The 17017-nt window shown below is 67.6% G+C and carries 14 protein-coding genes and 1 pseudogene; 8 read left to right on the top strand and 7 right to left on the bottom strand.

All coding sequences use genetic code 11. From position 1 onward, the window contains the following. The first annotated feature begins 12 nt into the window (after positions 1-12). Positions 13-1329, top strand: coding sequence for a glycosyltransferase (locus ACLQ26_RS32650; RefSeq protein ID WP_425748206.1), 1317 nt, complete (start codon positions 13-15; stop codon positions 1327-1329). Continuing rightward, on the top strand, positions 1326-2516 hold the full coding sequence (locus tag ACLQ26_RS32645) for an acyltransferase family protein (protein WP_425748205.1): 1191 nt from the start codon (positions 1326-1328) through the stop codon (positions 2514-2516). Before ACLQ26_RS32650 ends, ACLQ26_RS32645 begins: the two co-directional genes overlap by 4 nt. Before the next feature lie 68 nt (positions 2517-2584). On the opposite strand, the gene ACLQ26_RS32640 is transcribed toward ACLQ26_RS32645, so the two are convergent. Further along, positions 2585-3925: a cytochrome P450 gene (locus ACLQ26_RS32640; protein ID WP_425748204.1), complete on the bottom strand. Its 1341-nt coding sequence runs from the start codon at positions 3923-3925 to the stop codon at positions 2585-2587. Positions 3926-4177: 252 nt separating this feature from the next. Next, positions 4178-5833: a glycoside hydrolase family 43 protein gene (locus ACLQ26_RS32635; protein WP_425748203.1), complete on the bottom strand. Its 1656-nt coding sequence runs from the start codon at positions 5831-5833 to the stop codon at positions 4178-4180. A gap of 1241 nt (positions 5834-7074) precedes the next feature. Here ACLQ26_RS32635 and ACLQ26_RS32630 point away from each other — a divergent pair. Further along, positions 7075-8046: a hypothetical protein gene (locus tag ACLQ26_RS32630; RefSeq protein WP_425748202.1), complete on the top strand. Its 972-nt coding sequence runs from the start codon at positions 7075-7077 to the stop codon at positions 8044-8046. Between the two features lie 248 nt (positions 8047-8294). Here ACLQ26_RS32630 and ACLQ26_RS32625 read toward each other — a convergent pair whose 3' ends face one another. Next, complete coding sequence (locus ACLQ26_RS32625; RefSeq protein ID WP_425748201.1) at positions 8295-8564, bottom strand: DUF6959 family protein; 270 nt, start codon at positions 8562-8564, stop codon at positions 8295-8297. Positions 8565-8658: 94 nt separating this feature from the next. Here ACLQ26_RS32625 and ACLQ26_RS32620 point away from each other — a divergent pair. Continuing rightward, positions 8659-8820, top strand: a pseudogene (locus tag ACLQ26_RS32620) (IS5/IS1182 family transposase); the annotation flags it as partial. 486 nt (positions 8821-9306) lie between these two features. Further along, positions 9307-9519, top strand: a complete 213-nt coding sequence (locus ACLQ26_RS32615) for a hypothetical protein (protein ID WP_425748199.1) — start codon at positions 9307-9309, stop codon at positions 9517-9519. 490 nt (positions 9520-10009) lie between these two features. On the opposite strand, the gene ACLQ26_RS32610 is transcribed toward ACLQ26_RS32615, so the two are convergent. Beyond that, positions 10010-10264, bottom strand: a complete 255-nt coding sequence (locus tag ACLQ26_RS32610) for a hypothetical protein (RefSeq protein WP_425748198.1) — start codon at positions 10262-10264, stop codon at positions 10010-10012. A 186-nt stretch (positions 10265-10450) separates the two neighbouring features. Further along, positions 10451-11473, bottom strand: a complete 1023-nt coding sequence (locus tag ACLQ26_RS32605; protein WP_425748197.1) for an aldo/keto reductase — start codon at positions 11471-11473, stop codon at positions 10451-10453. An 88-nt stretch (positions 11474-11561) separates the two neighbouring features. On the opposite strand from ACLQ26_RS32605, the gene ACLQ26_RS32600 reads away from it, so the two are divergent. After that, entirely contained in the window at positions 11562-12167 is a 606-nt protein-coding gene (locus ACLQ26_RS32600; RefSeq protein WP_110567364.1) for a TetR/AcrR family transcriptional regulator, read from the top strand. Positions 12168-12862: 695 nt separating this feature from the next. Here the strand turns inward: ACLQ26_RS32600 and ACLQ26_RS32595 are convergent. Beyond that, entirely contained in the window at positions 12863-13087 is a 225-nt protein-coding gene (locus ACLQ26_RS32595; RefSeq protein WP_238681073.1) for a hypothetical protein, read from the bottom strand. A 310-nt stretch (positions 13088-13397) separates the two neighbouring features. After that, positions 13398-14276 carry a helix-turn-helix transcriptional regulator gene (locus tag ACLQ26_RS32590; protein ID WP_425748196.1) on the bottom strand — a complete coding sequence of 293 codons (879 nt, stop codon included), beginning with the start codon at positions 14274-14276 and terminating at the stop codon, positions 13398-13400. 125 nt (positions 14277-14401) lie between these two features. Between ACLQ26_RS32590 and ACLQ26_RS32585 the strand changes: the two genes are divergently transcribed. Together ACLQ26_RS32585 and ACLQ26_RS32580 are read left to right on the top strand one after the other, a co-directional pair. Then, entirely contained in the window at positions 14402-15706 is a 1305-nt protein-coding gene (locus ACLQ26_RS32585) for a multidrug effflux MFS transporter (RefSeq protein ID WP_425748195.1), read from the top strand. A gap of 161 nt (positions 15707-15867) precedes the next feature. Continuing rightward, entirely contained in the window at positions 15868-16911 is a 1044-nt protein-coding gene (locus ACLQ26_RS32580; RefSeq protein ID WP_425748219.1) for an NAD(P)-dependent alcohol dehydrogenase, read from the top strand. Positions 16912-17017 lie beyond the last annotated feature (106 nt).

The raw sequence follows: 17017 nt of genomic DNA, 5'->3' as shown, positions 1-17017 counted from the left end.
AGGGAGCGACAGGTGCCTGCCCCGAACACGTTCCACATCGGACTTGTGGTTCCCGACTACACCGGCCAACTCAGCCCGATGGCAACGCTCGGCAGAGAACTACTTCGACGGGGCCACCGGGTCACCCTGGTCTCCCTGCCAGATGCCGGAACGAAGTCGTTCACGGCCAGGTTCGCCTTCGCGCCGATCGGCGAGCGCGAGTTTCCGGTCGGCTCGCTGGCGCGCTTCTCCGAGGAGCAGGGCCAGTTGACCGGCCTGGCCGCCATACGCTTCATCGTCCGCGGGTACGTGCGCGAGGTCGAGGTTCTCCTGCGGGATCTGCCGGTCCTGGTGGAGAAGCACGGCATCGACGCGCTGCTGGTGGACCAGGTCTACGGCGCTGGCAACACCGTCGCGGAACACCTCGACATTCCAGTCGTGAACGTGTGCAACGCGCTGGCGCTGAACACCGAGCCCGGTGTGCCGCCGTTCATGACCGCGTGGCCGTACCATCCGTCGCTGCTCGCGCGGGTACGCAACATGGTGGGCGACCAGGTGATCGCCCGGGTCATCCGGCCGGTGCTGCAACGGATCAACGAGAGTCGCGCCGCGTGGGGCCTGCCGCTCATCAACAGTGTGAACGACGGCTCGGACCTCGCCCAGATCACCCAGCAACCGCCGTTCTTCGACTTCCCCCGCACCCGCCTGCCGGACTCGTTCCACTACACCGGGCCGTTCCACGACGAGGACAGCACCGAGCCGGTGCCGTTCCCGTGGGAGCAGCTCGACGACCGTCCGTTGATCTACGCGTCGATGGGCACTCTCCAGAACCGCCTCCCGCACATATTCGAGGCGATCGCCACGGCTTGTGCCGGACTCGACGCGCAACTGGTCATCTCCCTCGGCAGCACGGACGTCGAGCCGCCGGTGGGCCTTGCCGGAAACCCGATCGTGGTCCGGTACGCGCCACAGCTCGACCTGCTGGCGCGGGCGTCCCTCGTCATCACGCACGCCGGAATCAACACCACACTGGAAGCGCTCGCCCATGGCGTGCCGATGGTCGCGCTGCCCGTGGGCAACGACCAGCCGGGCGTGGCCGCCCGGCTCAAGTACCTCGGCGCTGGCGAGTTCATCCCGGTGCACAAGGTGACACCGGCGCGACTACGGGCGGCCATCGACAAGGTGAGCGGCGACCCCGCCTACCGCGCGAAGGCGCAGCACTACAAACGCCGGATCGCGGAGTTGGACGGCGTGCGACGCGCGGCCGACATCGCGGAGGAGGCGTTCCGCACCCGCCGGCCGGTACGCAGACAGGAGATGTCCGAAACGACGGAAGGTGGCCGCCGATGACACAGCAGGCGGGACGTATGGCCCGGCAACTGCCGACACTCAACGGTCTGCGGGGGGTCGCCGCGGTCACTGTCTTCTTCTCGCACACGACACTGTTCGGCTTCTTCGCCGACGAGCGGATCGACGACTGGTGGTACACCGCCCTCAGCCGTACCGGATCTGCTGCTCTGGGGTTCTTCTTCATCCTCAGCGGTTTCGTCCTGACCTGGTCGGCTCCCGACCACGAGCCGAATCGCCGGTTCTGGCGCCGCCGGGCCGCCCGGATCCTGCCGAATCACCTGGTCGTCTGCGCCGTGTTCATCGTCCTTCTGATCCTGGTACGAGGGGGCGCGCCGCTGTGGCCGACGGTGGCGAACCTCGCGTTGGTGCAGAGCTGGATTCCGAATGAGTTCATCTTCAACGGAGTCAATCCGCCGAGTTGGTCGCTGAGTTGTGAGATCTTCTTCTACGCGTCGTTCCCGTGGGTGCTCGCCAGCATCCGAAGGCTCAACGCTGCCTGGCTCTGGTCGCTCGCGGGTGGCATCGTCGCCGCGATGCTTGTCGCACCCGCCTTCTCCATGGCGTTCCTCCCGGCCGAGCCGACGTACACCTACGCGGATGCCTCATTTCCGCAGTTCTGGTTCGTCCAACAGTTCCCGTTGAGCCGAATGCTGGACTTCGTCCTCGGGATCGTCATCGCCCAACTCGTCATGCGGGGGCTGTGGATCAGGCTGAGCCTGCCCGCCGCCGCACTTGTCACGCTGGCCTTCTACGGCGTTTCCGAGGTCGTCTCGCTGCTCTACTCGGTGGTCGCGGCGATGGTCATCCCGCTCGCCCTGCTGGTGGCCGCCGCGGCGCGTGCGGACGTCGAGGGGCACCGCTCACCGCTGCGCGGGCGGGTCACCGGCTGGCTGGGAGACACGTCCTTCGCCTTCTACCTTCTCCACATCCTGGTGTTGTACGGCGCCGGCAACATGTCTCCGAACGGCTTCGGCATCGCCGCTGCACTCGCCGTGATGGCCGGCGCCTACCTGGTGACCCTCGGCTTGGCATCGTTGCTTCACATCGGCGTGGAACGGCCGATGATGCGCCGATTCGCCAAGGCCCGGAAACCTGCCGCCGTCGCTTCGCCCGCCGCGGCGGCTGCCACTTCGCCCGCCCTGGAGCCGATGCCCGTCGCGACGGGTGACGGGACACGAGTCACGTAGCGACAGCCGGACGCCGGAGACCAGACGGTGCCCTGGCTGATCCGCTCCGGATCAGCCAGGGCATCGATTCACCTGACGGTCAGCGTAGCCCGGACCGCGCCAGCGGGACGCAGAGTGACCATCGGTACGACCTCCAGCCGCTCGTCCCGCGTGTCGACACGGTAACGGCCGAGCAACGCGCTCAGCAGTACGGTCATCTCCAGCAGCGCGAAGTGTTCCCCGATGCAACTGCGCGGGCCACCACCGAAGGGAAAGTAGGCGTAGCGCGGTCGATCCTGCTGCCCGAGGAACCGGTCGGGCTCGAAGCGTTCCGGGTCGGGCCAGAACTCCGGATGCCGGTGCGTGACCCAGGGAGCAACCACCACCTTGGTGTTGGCCGGAATACGGTGTCCGGAGACGACCACGTCGGATTCGGCCATCCGCTCCATGCTGTACACGGGCGGGTACAGCCGCATGCCCTCCATGACCGCGGCTCGCACCAGTTCCTGGTCGCCAGTGCCGATCCCGGCCACGACCCGGTCCTGCACCTCGGGATGCCGACCCAGCAGATGCATGGTGAAGGCCAGCCCGGCCGAGGTCGTCTCGTGTCCGGCGAGCAGGAACACGAGCATCTGATCCCGGATCTCCTCCATGGACAGTGTCTGCCCGGTCTCCGGATCCTTGGCCTCGAACAACCGGCTGAGCATGTCCTCGTTCTCCTCGCCGCCGGTCCGCTGACGGGCGGCAATGATCCGGTCGATGATGTCGTACTGGGTGGCGCGGACCTGCGTGATCCGGCGCGACCGCGGAGTCGGCCAGCTCAACGGCAGCTTGACGACCTGCAGGGCGCGCGCCAGCGCGAGGTCGCCCAGAATGGGCATGAGCTCCTGCAGACGGGGGACGACCTCGTCGATGTCGTCGCCGAACAGTGCCCGACCGACCACCCGCATCGTGTAACGCTGCATGATCTGGTACAGGTCCACGACGGACCCTGCGGTGACCGCCATGTCGTCGACGACGCGGGCCGCTTCCTCGGCCATCAGCTCGGTGTAGCGGGCCACCCGGCGCGGCGTGAACAACGGTTGCAGCGTCCGCCGTTGATGCAGCCAACGGTCTCCGTCGCTGGTCAACAGGCCCTCACCGATGAACTCCCGAAGGATTTCGTAGGCGCTCGCGCGGCGGCTGAACACCTGGGGCGTGGTGAGGACCTGATGGATGCCGTCGGGGTGGTGCACGTTCACAACGTCGACGCTGACGGCGCGTGGCCCCCGAGGCAGGCCGACGTGGTAGGCCACCACATCGCCGTACGTGTGGAATCCGTCGAGGATCGATCCCAGCAGGTCGTGGCGGAGCTCCGGCAGCATGCCGAGGAGCGGATGCCCGGTCGGGCCCGGTAGTACGGCGGCGGCCTTGGACAACTGTGTCGTCACGGTGATCCCCGTTCAGTAGATCGACGTACGTCGACTATATTTCCACGCGCCGTACCCCTTTTTCAGTCCTTCAGCCCTCGCAATTCGCAGCGATGGTCATCGTTGTCGATCTTGCCGCGGTCACGAGGTCAGGTCACCAGCCGGCGTCGGTGCATCGGGTAGAGGAACGACAGCCGGGCGCGGCGCCGCTGGACGGCGCACACGCCCGGCTGTGCGGGCAGGCGCGGCTGCTGCGCTCGCGCCGGAGGCGGTTCACCAGTGGCGGTACGACGCCCAGTCGACGTCCGCGTGGACGCCCTCGGCGCCCAGGTCCTGGACCCACAAGCCGACGAACGCACCGGTGAAGCCCCAGCCCTCAGGCTCACCATCCACCAGGGTCGCGGCGTACTCGTCAGACAGAATGGTGGCGTCGAGCTCTGCCGGCAGGTCGACCCAGCGCGTTTCGCCGGCCAGTTGATAGCCGAACGTGAGACGCGGACCGTCGAAGGTGGCCCGCAGCGTGATGCCGCCCGCACTCGGCAGATCGACGTGGCACGCGTCGTGCATCACACGCCGACCGTTGTCGGACGACATCACCTCGAGTACCGGCTGACCGTCGTCGTCGGCGGTCACGTAGGCGTAGTGCCAGTTGCGGGTGTTGTAGTAGGCGGTGACGCCAGCGAGCTGGCGGTAGTTGGCCGGCTCGAAGTGCATGGAGGCGGTCAACTCGCACTGCTTCGAGGTCACGCGACGCGCGACCAAGCTCGGACGCTGTCGGCCGACCGGCGACTGGCCGCCGTGAATCCGCAGGAACGAGGGCCGCGACGTGAGATCCACCCAGTCCGCGGTGGCGGGACGGCGCAGCGTCGACCACTCGGGGCCGAGCACCGGCTCGGTGAAGTCGTCCCGCTCCTCGGCCAGATCCTCGACCGGCTCAGCTTCACCCGGCACGGGGACGAGCAGCGCCGGTATCCCGTCCTCGATGCGCGGCCACTCCCCCTCCGGCCAATCCACCTCCTGGATTGCCGTCTCCCGGCCGAGCACACACCGGCCGAGGGGTGTGTACGGCCGGGCCGTCAGGTGCGCCAGGTACCAACGTCCGTCCGGTGTGGACACGAGGCTGCCGTGGCCGGACTTCTGCAACTCCAGCTCGGGACGGCCGTTCGAGGTGAGCAACGGGCCGCCCGGGTGGGCTTCGTACGGGCCGAACAGGCTACGAGATCGGGCCATCGTCGCCTGGTGCGTCCAGGAGGTGCCGCCCTCCGCGGTCAGCAGGTAGTACCAGCCGTCCTTCTGGTACACGTGCGGAGCCTCGGTGACGCCGGCGGTGGTTCCCTGGAAAATCGTCCGCTCGGTGCCGACGAGGCGACGGGCCTTGCGGTCGTACTGCTGGATCTGAATGCCCGCGAAGCGATCACGGCCCGGCCGCCAGTCGGCGAGCATCGACAGCATCCAGGTCGTGCCGTCCTCGTCGTGGAACAGCGACGGGTCGAACCCACGCCCGTGCAGTGCCACCGGGTCCGACCAGGGCCCGGCGAGGTCGTGCGCGGTCACCAGATAGTTCTGCGGATCCCAGTATCCGCTGGCGAAGCTTGCCACGTCGGCATACAGGAGATAGAACTGGCCGTCCACATAGGACAGGTCGGGCGCCCACACACCATTGGAGTCGCCCGCTCCGCTGAGGTCGAGAAGCCGCTGCTCGGTGATGACGCCACCGAGCGGGCGCCAGTGCACCAGGTCGGTCGAGTGGTGCAGCCGGACGCCCGGGTACCACTCGAAGGTTGACGTGGCGATGTAGTAATCAGTGCCGACGCGCAAGATCGACGGGTCGGGGTTGAAGCCGGGAAGGACCGGGTTCCGGATCAGCCGGCCAGGCACCCCGCCGCCCTGGGGCCCGGCCGCTGCCGGACTCTTTGTTGCGGTCGTCATTCGCTTCTCCGTAACGGTAGCCTCGTCGAAAGTTTCGACGATCTTCGATCGCCCGATCGGCACAGACTAGCCGCTATTGCACCTTAGTGACAATGGCGTTGGCCTGTATAACCACGTCATCTTCAACGCCGCATGCTTCCGGAAGTTGCTCCGATATTTCCCACCAACAACCTCTTGGTGGTCCCGCGATAGGGCCTGACCTCCGGGTCCGCCACGGCGGCTTCCTCGCCTTCCCGGCGTGCTGCATGTCACCGTTCGTGGGATCGGTCGGAGGCGGCCACGCAGGCAGCCAGCACGGCACCGGCCCCGGTCGCAGCACGGCAACGCGAAACCGCCACCGCTGCTGACCGGTGCGGTCCACGGCAGCTCGGCAACGGCGAGCTGTGGCCCGCCGGTGACCGTGCCGGCGCCCCGGTCAACACTCCTCGCGTACGAGGCGCCCGTCCGTGGAAAACCCGACCGCGTCCCCAGACATCGTCGGCGTGCAGATCGGGGCGCGACTACTCGCTGTACACCTTTCGCTGCCCCAAATCACTCGATAATGGCAAGCGTCGCGTGATGCAACGACGGATCTTTACCTCGAACCCGACCGCACCATCAGCCACATCGACTACGACGACGCCACAGCCGGTGCTACTGACCCGCCGGTTTCCGATGTCGGCCCAGGCCCGGCATCGCCGGAGAAACTGACGCCCGCCGACGTGAGGGAGGAACGATCCGGATTGTCACCGACGAATCGACTGTGTTTGGCGGGGTGCCGGGTAGGCGTCAGCGTGGTGGCGAGGCCTCCTCCAGTGGACGGCGGTGGGCTCGGGTCGTGTCAGTGACGACAACGCCGAGCAGGACCGCGACTGCCAGGTCACACCGGGGAAGCAAGCCCACGATCACCGCGCCCTGTCAGCGGCAGATCAGTGAACGTGATCTTTGTGCTTCGTAAAGCAAAGGGATTCGGGGGACAACCGAAACCGAATCCTGGTTAGCCACGCCAGGTGGACGGGGTCGTCTATCAGATACTGGTTGCATGCCCCCTCCGTCTTGCCTTGGCCGGAGTACGGGTGAAATGGTGAATCAACCTCGGACCCTCGGTCATTCCTGCGGTGTGGTTGGGAGAACCCGTGTCCCGTCTGATCGGACGGCTCGTTTGCGCGCTGCTCATTGCGTTTCCGCCGCTGACGGCGGCGCCGGCGTGGGCGTCCGGGCCGAGGAGGCCGACAGCGGTCAACATCCACCCGGCGGGATGGATGTCGAGTTCTGCGTCGGACATCAACAGCCACGGTGAAGTGATCGTCACCGCGACGAACACGGTCAACGGAGAGATCCAACCGCCGCTCGGATTCCTCTGGCAGGCCGGGAAACACACGGTGCTGCGTCCGCTGCCCGGCGGCAACGGCAGCCTCCCGCGCGACGTCAACGAGCGCGGCGAGGTCGTCGGATTCTGTCAGTCCGCGGTCCACGCGGCACGCCCGTGCCTGTGGCGGCAGGGCCGGCCGCGGGACTTGGGCACGCTCGACGAACGAGGTACGGGCACCGCGTTGGCGGTAAACGACAAGGGCGAAGTCGTCGGTGACAATCAGACGTTCATCCGTGGTGGCCTGACCCGCGCCTTCCTTTGGCGGCGCGGCGTCCTGACCGATCTGGGAGGCCTTGGCGACCGCAGCGCCACCGGCATCAACAACCACAGCCAGGTGATCGGCGTGCACTACTCGTCCAACGGACAACGGGCCTTCCTGTGGCAGCGGGGCACTCTGACCGACCTGGGAACCCTCGGCGGCAACGAGACGGTGCCAGCCGACATCAACGAACGCGGGCAGATCGTTGGGACGAGCACCACGGCGGACGGCGTCCAGCACGCATTCCTCTGGCAGCGTGGCCGGATGATCGACCTTGGCACGCCGTCCGGCAACAGCGGGGCACTCGCGATCAACGACCATGGTCAGGTCGTCGGGTGGAGCAACTCGGCGGACGGGGCGGCCCGGGTCTTCCATTGGTACCAGGGTGTCCGCACCGAGTTTCCCGGGTATGACGCCCGCATCAACGAACGAGGCTGGATCGCTGGCGCCACCGCAGGCGACCCACGACGAGCCTTCCTGTTGCGCAACCGCCGGATGGTCACCGGCGATTCGGCGGCCGCCGTGGTGGCACTCAACAATCGGGGAATGCTGGCCGGGTGGACGAACACACCGGGCGGCAACCACGCGACCGTGTGGAAGTGATGACGGGGACGACCGACAGGCGACAGCACGCACTGGTCTGCTGCAAGGGTGCCTGAACGGCGGTCAGCCCTCTGGGGCGAGCGCGTACCCGCCGACGTCTCGACGAGCACATTTTCACACCCTCGCAGCGCGCACTGCCGGCGGCTAAGGGACGTCTCATATCTCGAAGATCGTGAGATGTCTGTCGCTGGTGCGGTGGTCCGACCGACGGTGGTCTTCGAGGTGAGCTTCCGCCGGTGACCGCCGCATCAGTACGGCCGCTGGATCCCTCGCTCCGAGAGCGTCGCTTCGTAGAAGCCGAGGAAGCGCTCTAACTCTGCGACTGCATCGTCCAGTTCGTCGAGAACTGCGCGGTCACCGGAGTCGCGGCGCAGTAGGCGCGCCGCGTCCGCCAGCTGCACCAGCAGGGCAGCGAACGTATCGCCCTGCAGATGGATGCCGGGAAATGCCCTACCCGAAAGCTGCACGACGGCAAAGTTGGTACCACGGGACAGTACCTGCGCTTGGTCCTGGCTCATCTGAGCAGGATTCCAGCACCACTCGAAGATCCTCCGAGGGAGGTCTCTTCACCCCGGTGACTGTCTGGTTAGGACGGTCGGTCAGGCTGCCTGGGTGCAGGTGATCACCGCAGCCCGCCCGGCTTGGATTCTCCCGTTCACCGGGCTGCAGCCCGCCCAGTTCCGCAAGCTAGTCCGACTGGTCGCCGAACGCGGCGGGGACGCCATGGCTGACGGCCGGCCGGGCCGACAGTGGGCCCTCGACTTGCCCGACCGGTGCTGCCCAGCCCTTAGATCATCCGCCCGCAACAGGCACAGCAGCCCAGACAATCATCACCGAGTGCGACGCCAAGTTAGAGCGCTACCGCGCCGCCCTCGACGCTGGTGCCGACCCAGCCGACAAGCCCGAGGTCTACCGGCAACTCGGTCGCCGGCTGAATTACCAGCCTGAAACGCAAACGGTGCGCGCTGAAGTGGATCTCAGCGCGCACCGTGGGGTAATGGTTCGTGTCCGAGGGGCGACACGACCCATTGCCCCACCACCGATGACGCTCAGCGCAACTCTGAAGCTCACGCAAGCCTAGCTGTGGTGGTGACCTCTTCGGGCACGCCGAAGAGGTCACCGAGCAGAGAGCCCTACCCCCCTTGGCCGTCGTTGCTCTCCATACTGCGACCATCCATGGCTGGCAGGGGTCGCGCATGTTCAGCGGCAGATCCGGACGCACCGGCGGCTACGTCGGGACGCTCAGCGTAGATTGGCCACGTGCTGGAGGCGTGGGGGCTGACCCTGACCACGGACGTCGCGCGCCAAGTGAGGCAATGGCGGGCTGAAGGGTATACATGGCGGGCCATCGCTGCCTGCGCCGACGACGCGTGGGGCACCGACTCCCACGGCAACCAACTGTTCGGCGAAGACCTGTGCCTGGAGAGTGCGCGGCTGCTCGGCGAGAATCCGAACGCCGACCCCTGGAACTGATCGCCCGTCCGTCTTCGCGGCTTCTTCGCGGCGCGGCCTGAGGGCAGCATGCGCCCTTGCGCCTGGCAGCGGCGGCACACCCGGCCGCCGCTGCAGGCCGACGTTCGGGACTGTGGTCGGCCGGCATGTTGCGTCCACAGCACGACAGCTTCGATGCCGGACCACGGCACCACCGCAAGTGACCACAGGCGCGTCCAGCAATGGCCGCTCCGCGCCTGGTAACCCGTCGACTACAGGGTCACCGCGACAGCCGAAGTCGATGTCGACCTCGAGGCCTACACGCCCCGCAGAAGCCTCACCCACACCGGATTGCGACATCTCGTCGAACTCGGGGAGGTGTCGGTTGCTGCTGGCCACGCTGTCAGTTGCAATCACAGTCGGCGGCAGATGCGTGCGTTCTCGGGGTCGTTGCCCGTGGAAGCGTTCTGCGGGACCGGACTGGACCGGTGCCGCACCGACCGGCTGACCTCTGGCGGCCCAGACAGCCGCATCACCGACCGGACTGCCTCGTTAACGGTCCTGCCTCGGTTCTCAGCGCGCGCATCATTCGCAGGGTGCCCTTATGAATCAACACGCCGACGCCGGTGTTGGCTATGGCGAGCCCAGACGCGCCGAGCAACCCCGGCCCGACAGTCATCACGTCGTCGGCGGCGAGCAGGACTGGCCACCCCAGAGCGGCGGCGATGATCGACAACCGCCACCAGCGTCCGAATACAAGGCCGAACAAGATCAGTGTCGGGATCACGGCGATCCGCCCTTCGCTACTCCCAACATACGCTCATCGGCCGGGCGTCCGCCCTACCCCCCGACGTCACGGAACGGGGCGCCCGCTCGGCGGCAGATGTTCGCACGTGACCGTGCGGTCGAGACGCCGGCGCCCGGATCGTGGCTGATCCGGATGTTTGCTGGTCCAGTAGCGGTGGTGTCTCTTTCAGGCAGCGCTGCGTTCGCCGGCCGGTCGGCGACGTAGGGCCGGGTCCAGGACTGGCGGGGGCACGTAGGCCTGGTCGAGGCGGGCGATGTCGGTGCCGGGCGGAACGATCTCGTCGATCCGGTCGAGGATGTCGTCGGTGAGCGCGACGCCGATGCCCCTGAGCAGGTCGTCGAGGTGTTCCATGGTGCGCGCGCCGAGCAGTGTGCTGGTGACGCCCGGGTGCGCGATGGTGAAGGCCATGGCGAGGTGGGTCAGCGGCAGGCCGGCCTCGTCGGCGAGCGGGATGAGTTGTTCGACGATGTCGATGCGGCGCTCGTCGCTGAGGTGTTTGAAGTAGCGCGCGCGGCTCAGGTCGTTCTGCTGACCTTTGCGGACGCGGCCGGTGAGCATCCCCTGCCCGAGCGGGCCCCACACCAGGGTGCCGAGGCCGTAGCGCTGCGCTGCCGGCAGTACGTCGTTCTCGATGCCACGGTTGAGGATCGAGTACGGTAGCTGCTCGGTGCGGAAGCGTGCCAGCCCGTGCCGTTGGGAAAGCCACTGGGTATCGACGATGTCGATGGCCGACGTGTTGGACGATCCGATCGCCCGCACCTTGCCGGTGCGGATCAGGTCGGTGAGCGCGGAGAGCGTTTCCTCGATGTCCGTGTCCGGGTCCAGCTTGTGCACCTGGTAGAGGTCGATGTGGTCGGTCTGTAGGCGACGCAGCGAGTTCTCGACCGCGGTCATGATCCAGCGTCGGGAGGTGCCCTGCTGGTTGGGGTCGGTGCCGGTCGGCCTGCCGAACTTGGTGGCGAGCACGACGGTGTCCCGCCGCCCTTTGAGCGCCCGGCCCACGACCTCCTCCGAGTCGCCGTAGACGTCGGAGGTGTCGATGAGGTTGATGCCGGAGTCGAGCGCCTTGTGGATCACTTGGATCGAGTCCTCCGGATCGGAGTTGCCTACCGACGTGGCGAACATCAGCGCGCCGAGTGCGTACGGGCTGACCTTGATGCCGGTCCCTCCCAGGGTGCGGTACTGCATGAGCGTCTCCTAGCGGTATGGTGAGTGAAGCGGAATCGCTTTCCGGAACTATACGGAAAGCCTTTCCGGAAAGGCAAGGAGGACTACCGTGTCAAACGACACCACCGGTTCGCGAACGGGCGCGAGCGCACCGCGCCGGATTCGCACCGACGCGCGCCGCAACGTCGAGGCGCTGCTGGATGCAGCGAAGACGGTCTTCGGCACGTCAGGCGTCGACGCGCCTGCGAAGGAGATCACCGATCTGGCCGGTGTCGGCGTCGGCACCCTCTACCGGCATTTCCCGCAACGCTCCGACCTAATCAAGGCAGTGATCGAGCGCGAGATCGACGCCTGCGCCGATGCGGCGCCTGCACTGGCCGCCGAGCACCCGCCGGGCATCGCCCTCGCGAGGTGGCTCGAACGGCTCGCCGCGTTCGTCGTGACCAAACGCGGGTTCGCCGCGGCGCTGCATTCCGGCGATCCGGCGTTCGACGGCCTCTCCGGCTACCTGATGGAGAAGCTGGGACCAGCGCTGGGGTCGTTGCTCGATGCCGCGACTGCGGCGGACGAAATCCGGGCCGTGGTTAGCTCGCAGGACCTTCTCTACGCGGTCGCGAAACTGTGCGCACCCCTACCGGACGAGGAGCCGGACTACGGCCGCCGCATGGTCGCGCTCCTCGTCGATGGACTACGGTCCATCGACACCCAGCGCTGACCTAACTCGTCATAGGCATGGCGGATCCGGAGCCTCGGCCGGATACAGTGCCCAGCCGCCCACCCGACTCCCGATGGTTGAGCCGCTTACCGACCGGCATTGCGTGCAGTGTTGTGCGTTCACTCCCGCAGGCGGTCGCAGTCGCCCTCAACTCGGCACGAGCGGACCCGCTCTACCGCCTCCGCCGAGGCGCCGACGCTGACGCCTTCGGGCACGCCGAAGAGGTGACCAGCCTGAAGCGCTGCTGGGCTGGACCGCAGAGCACTCCGGTGTGAAACAGGACGCCGCACCGACTCTGACCTGCGGCACCGTGGAGCCGCAGGGTGGGGTGGGTGCGTTTGAGCGCCGTTCGGTGCCGTTGGGCGCAGTTCAAGGCCGTTCAGAGCACCCTGCCGCTCCCAACCTGCTCCCCTAAACCGGGCTCGAACCGCCCCGCCGACCGATCGTGAGCTTCCGGCTCACGCTTGGATGGCACCAGCGCCGGCTCCCACAGCCGCATCAGTCGAGCACGCTCACGACCGCCGCGCCTTGTCAGCGGTGAAACAGTGCACCGCCGGGCTGCCGGAGACGTTCGGCCACTGTCGACGAGACTGTCGTAACCAGCGCCTAGTACTCCAGCCGTAGATCGTGATCTTGCTGTCGGGGCCCGTCGGAAGCCCTTCTCCTGGTGGAGTTGATGCTCGCTGAGCTGGCCTCTATCCGGCCGAGCCGCTGGCCGGGTTCTCTGCGCCGTCTACTACGGAGCGAACGCAGGCCAGCCAGTCGTTCCACGCGGCGGGATCCGTTGTCCCGCCGTCTGCCTCGATGCCGATGTCTCCCAGGAGGGTGAGCAGGTCGTCCCCGGCGCGGTTCGCGAACTGCCACACGAACCGGGACATGGCCACGAAGGCCTCGCGCTCGTCCATCGAATAGCGGCTCATCGGAACTCCCCTTCGGGCGGAGCCCACACGCTCCGGCTCTGAACGTGATCTTGCCGATTTAACCAACCGATGAGCGACCTGCGGACGCGGGAGTTTCCTTCGGCCACCGCCGGAACTGCTGAGCGACGAGCCCAGACGCAGCGGACGGGCTAGATGTACTGCCCAAGGCAGGTCGGTCAACCTGGCCATGAGTGTCGGCCGTCGTTTCCGCGGATCTCGCCGTAGGCGACGCGGGAGTCATCGTCGATGACCACCGCCCCATAGGTACCGTTCAATCGTGCCGTCCCGGTCACCCGCGATGTGATGGCCGTTACAGCGGATGCACCGACTCGTCGCTGTCGACGGCGGTGGCGGCCCAGGAGGCGAGAAGAGCCAGCGCCTGGGCGGTCGGTGAGGCCGGCTCGGCGGCGTAGATGGTCAGGGTGAGGTCCGGCTCGGCGCGCAGGTCCATGCTCTCGTACGCCAGGGTGAGCTCGCCGACGACGTGGTGGTGGAACTTCTTGGTGCCGGTGCCGTGGGTGCGCACGTTGTGGGCGCCCCAGCGGCGGCGGAAGTCGTCGCTGCGGGTGGACAACTCGCCGACCAGGTCGTGTAGGCCCTTGTCGTGTGGGTCCTTACCGGCTGCGGTGCGCAGGTTCGCGACGGTCATGTCGGCGGCAAGGTTCCAGTCGGGGTAGAAGCGGCGGGCGGCGCTGTCGAGGAAGGTGAACCGGCCGAAGTTGGGCACGTTCGCCGGGTCGGTGCAGACGTCGCTGTACATGGCTCGGCCGAGGTGGTTGGCGGCGAGCAGATCCTGCCGGTTGTTGACCAGAATCGCCGGAGTGGTGATGGCGTCGAGCGACCATTGCAGGCTGGGCCGGGCGGTCCACTGCTTCGGTCGGCGGCTCGGCCGCAGCAACGCGTTGCTGCCGTTCGCCTCCTGTGCGAGGCGGAGCAGGTGGGTCCGTTCGGCGTCGTCGAGTCGCAACGCACGGGCGATCGCGTCCAGCACGCTGGCGGAGACGCCGGCAAGCTGACCGCGTTCGAGTTTGGCGTAGTACTCGACGCTCATCCCGGCCAGCGCGGCGACTTCGCTGCGCCGTAGCCCTGGTACCCGGCGCTGCCCCGCGGTCGGGATCCCGGCCTGCTCCGGGGTGATTTTGGCGCGGCGGGTGGTGAGGAACTCGCGTACTTCGACTCGGTTGTCCACGACCTCGACGATACGACGGGCCGCGGAGAGGTGCGATGTACTGCTGGTACACCCATCGTCAGGGCCTTTTCCGGGGGCGGCGTGCGAGATGTGCTTGATGCATGACCGCGGTATCAACCACCCGGATGGAAGAGACGTCCCCGCTCACGTCCACCACCGAAGCCAGTGTCGTTCCCGACCCGGTACGCCGCCAGGCCCGGATCACCTCCGCCCTGGTCGCGACCGTGATCCTCCTGACCGCGATCGCCCCGCTGGCGACCGACATGTACGTGCCAGCGTTCCCCCGCGTCGCCGGGGACCTGTCGGCGTCCGCGACGCAGGTGCAGCTCACCCTGACCACGTTCTTCGTCGGCATGGCGCTGGGCCAGTTGATCGGCGGGCCGGTCTCCGATCAGCGCGGCCGGCGCCGGCCGCTGATCGCCGCGATCGTGCTGATGAGCGTCGCTTCCGTCGTCTGTGCTCTCGCCCCGTCCATCGGCGTGATGATGGTCGCCCGGCTCGTGCAGGGCTTCAGTGGCGGCTGGGCGATGGTGATCGGCCGGGCGGTGATCGTCGACCTGGCGACCGGCGCGCGGCTGGTCCGCCTGCTGAACGTGATCGCCGGTGTCGGCGGCGTCGCCCCGATCGCCGGTCCGCTGCTGGGCGCGGTCATCCTGCAGATGTCGCACTGGCGGGTGTCGTTCTGGGTCGTCGCGGCCCTGGGTGTGGTGATGACGCTGGCGGTGCTGCTCGCCGTGCCGGAGTCGCTGCCGGTCGAACGCCGCCACGGCGGTGTCCTGCGGGCGTTCGCCGTTGCCGGGCGGCAGGTCCTGGCTCGGCGCCGTTACGTCGGGTACCTGCTGGTCAGCGGTTCAGCGATGGGTGCGCTGTTTGCGTACGTCGCCACCTCCGCGTTCGTGTTGCAGTCGATGAACGAAATGTCGCCGATCGCGTACTCGGTCGACTTCGCCGTCAATGCCGGCGGCATGACGGTGGCCGCTCTGATCGCCGCACGGCTGGCCGGGCGGGTCGCCACCCGCAAGGTCATTCTCGTCGGGCAGGTCGCGGCCCTCGCCGCGGGCGTGGCGATGCTCGTCGGCGCGCTGTGGCTCGGCACACCGATGCTGCTCGCGGTGGTCTGCTTCTTCGTGCTGATGAGCGCCCAAGGCCTCATCGGCCCCAACGGCGGCGCGCTCGCCTCCGCGGAGGTGCCCGAGCATCCCGGTACCGGTTCGGCGATTCTCGGGTTCGTCCAGTGGGTCGCCGCCGGGATCATCGCCCCGATCGCCGGGCTCGGCGGCGAGCACACCGCCGTGCCGATGGCACTGCTCATGGTCGCCGGCGCGGCGCTCTCGATGATCGGCCTGCTCGTTCTGGCCCGCCCGGAAAAGACAGCGGCGGCGGGCGCCGCGACAACAGGTAACGGTGTCCCGCACCACAGCACGCCCTGAACTCCAGGGCCGTACCGGACTCTTCCTTGCCGGCCTGATCGGCTGGAGCAGCGCCCCGCTTGCAAGGGGTACTGGCAGTACACCCATTGGCAGAGACTCGCAGCGCCGCCGCACCTGTGATGAGGTGCAGGTAGGTCAGCATCACGTCACCGGAGGACATCATCTTCACCGTCAACGCCATCGCCGCGCCTTCTGCCACCGAACCGCTCGTGCGTACCACGATCGAACGGCGGGACCTGGGCCCGCGCGATGTTCTCATCGAAATCCGCTACGCCGGCATCTGCCACTCCGACATCCACACCGTGCGCGGCGACTGGGGCAGCGTTCCCTACCCGCTCACCGTCGGCCACGAGATCGTCGGCCGGATCACCGAGGTCGGCGCCGACGTCACCCGCCACGCGGTCGGCGACCGCGCTGGTGTGGGCTGCATGGTCAACTCGTGTCGCGAGTGCGAGAACTGCCGCACCGGCAACGAGCAGTACTGCCTCAGGGGCAACACCCAGACGTACGCGGGCGTCGACCGGGACGGCACCGTGACCCAGGGCGGGTACTCGACCCACATCGTCGTGAACGAGGACTTCGTGCTGCGGGTGCCGGAAAGCATCCCGTACGAGGCGGCCGCGCCGATGCTGTGCGCGGGCATCACCACCTATTCTCCGTTGGCGCACTGGAACGCTGGCCCTGGCAAGAAGGTAGCCGTGGTGGGCCTCGGTGGTCTGGGCCACATGGCTGTCAAGATCGCCGCGGCGATGGGCGCCGAGGTGACCGTGCTCTCACAGACGCTGGGCAAGAAGGACGACGGCCTGCGCTTCGGAGCCGAGCACTACCACGCCACCAAGGACCCGGCGACGTTCGAGGCGCTCAAGAACAGCTTCGACCTGATCATCAACACGGTGAGCGCACCGATCGACATGGCCAGCTACCTCGGCCTGCTGCGTCTGGACGGCACGCTCGTCAGCGTGGGCGCCCCGGCGGAGCCACTGCCGGTGCCCGTCTTCGCGCTGTTCGGCAACCGACGGTCGTTCGCCGGCTCCAGCATCGGCAGCATCGCCGAGACGCAGGAGATGCTGGACTTCTGCGCCGAGCGCGGCATCGCTCCCGAGGTCGAGGTCATCGGCGCCGAGGCAGTCAACGACGCGTACGAGCGGGTGCTCGCCTCGGACGTGCGCTACCGGTTCGTCATCGACATCGACACCCTGCGCTGATCTGTCGTGCGCCAGGGTCCGCCGAAACGGCGGGCCCTGGCGCAGCCAGGCCGGGGCGACCGGTAAACAGCATCGATCGCGTAAATATGACCTTCTTGAATTGGCA

Origin of the sequence: Micromonospora sp. DT43, from assembly GCF_049841645.1 — a bacterium.
Taxonomy (GTDB): domain Bacteria; phylum Actinomycetota; class Actinomycetes; order Mycobacteriales; family Micromonosporaceae; genus Micromonospora.
Note: the sequence above shows the minus strand (reverse complement) of the source record. Positions and strands in the feature narration are given on the sequence as shown.

Coding starts and splice junctions, on each gene's coding strand:
- ACLQ26_RS32635 (WP_425748203.1), bottom strand. CDS start 5,833: ATGACGACCGCAACAAAGAGTCCGGCAGCGGCCGGGCCCCAGGGCGGC.
- ACLQ26_RS32630 (WP_425748202.1), top strand. CDS start 7,075: ATGTCGAGTTCTGCGTCGGACATCAACAGCCACGGTGAAGTGATCGTC.
- ACLQ26_RS32595 (WP_238681073.1), bottom strand. CDS start 13,087: ATGAGCCGCTATTCGATGGACGAGCGCGAGGCCTTCGTGGCCATGTCC.
- ACLQ26_RS32625 (WP_425748201.1), bottom strand. CDS start 8,564: ATGAGCCAGGACCAAGCGCAGGTACTGTCCCGTGGTACCAACTTTGCC.
- ACLQ26_RS32605 (WP_425748197.1), bottom strand. CDS start 11,473: ATGCAGTACCGCACCCTGGGAGGGACCGGCATCAAGGTCAGCCCGTAC.
- ACLQ26_RS32645 (WP_425748205.1), top strand. CDS start 1,326: ATGACACAGCAGGCGGGACGTATGGCCCGGCAACTGCCGACACTCAAC.
- ACLQ26_RS32585 (WP_425748195.1), top strand. CDS start 14,402: ATGGAAGAGACGTCCCCGCTCACGTCCACCACCGAAGCCAGTGTCGTT.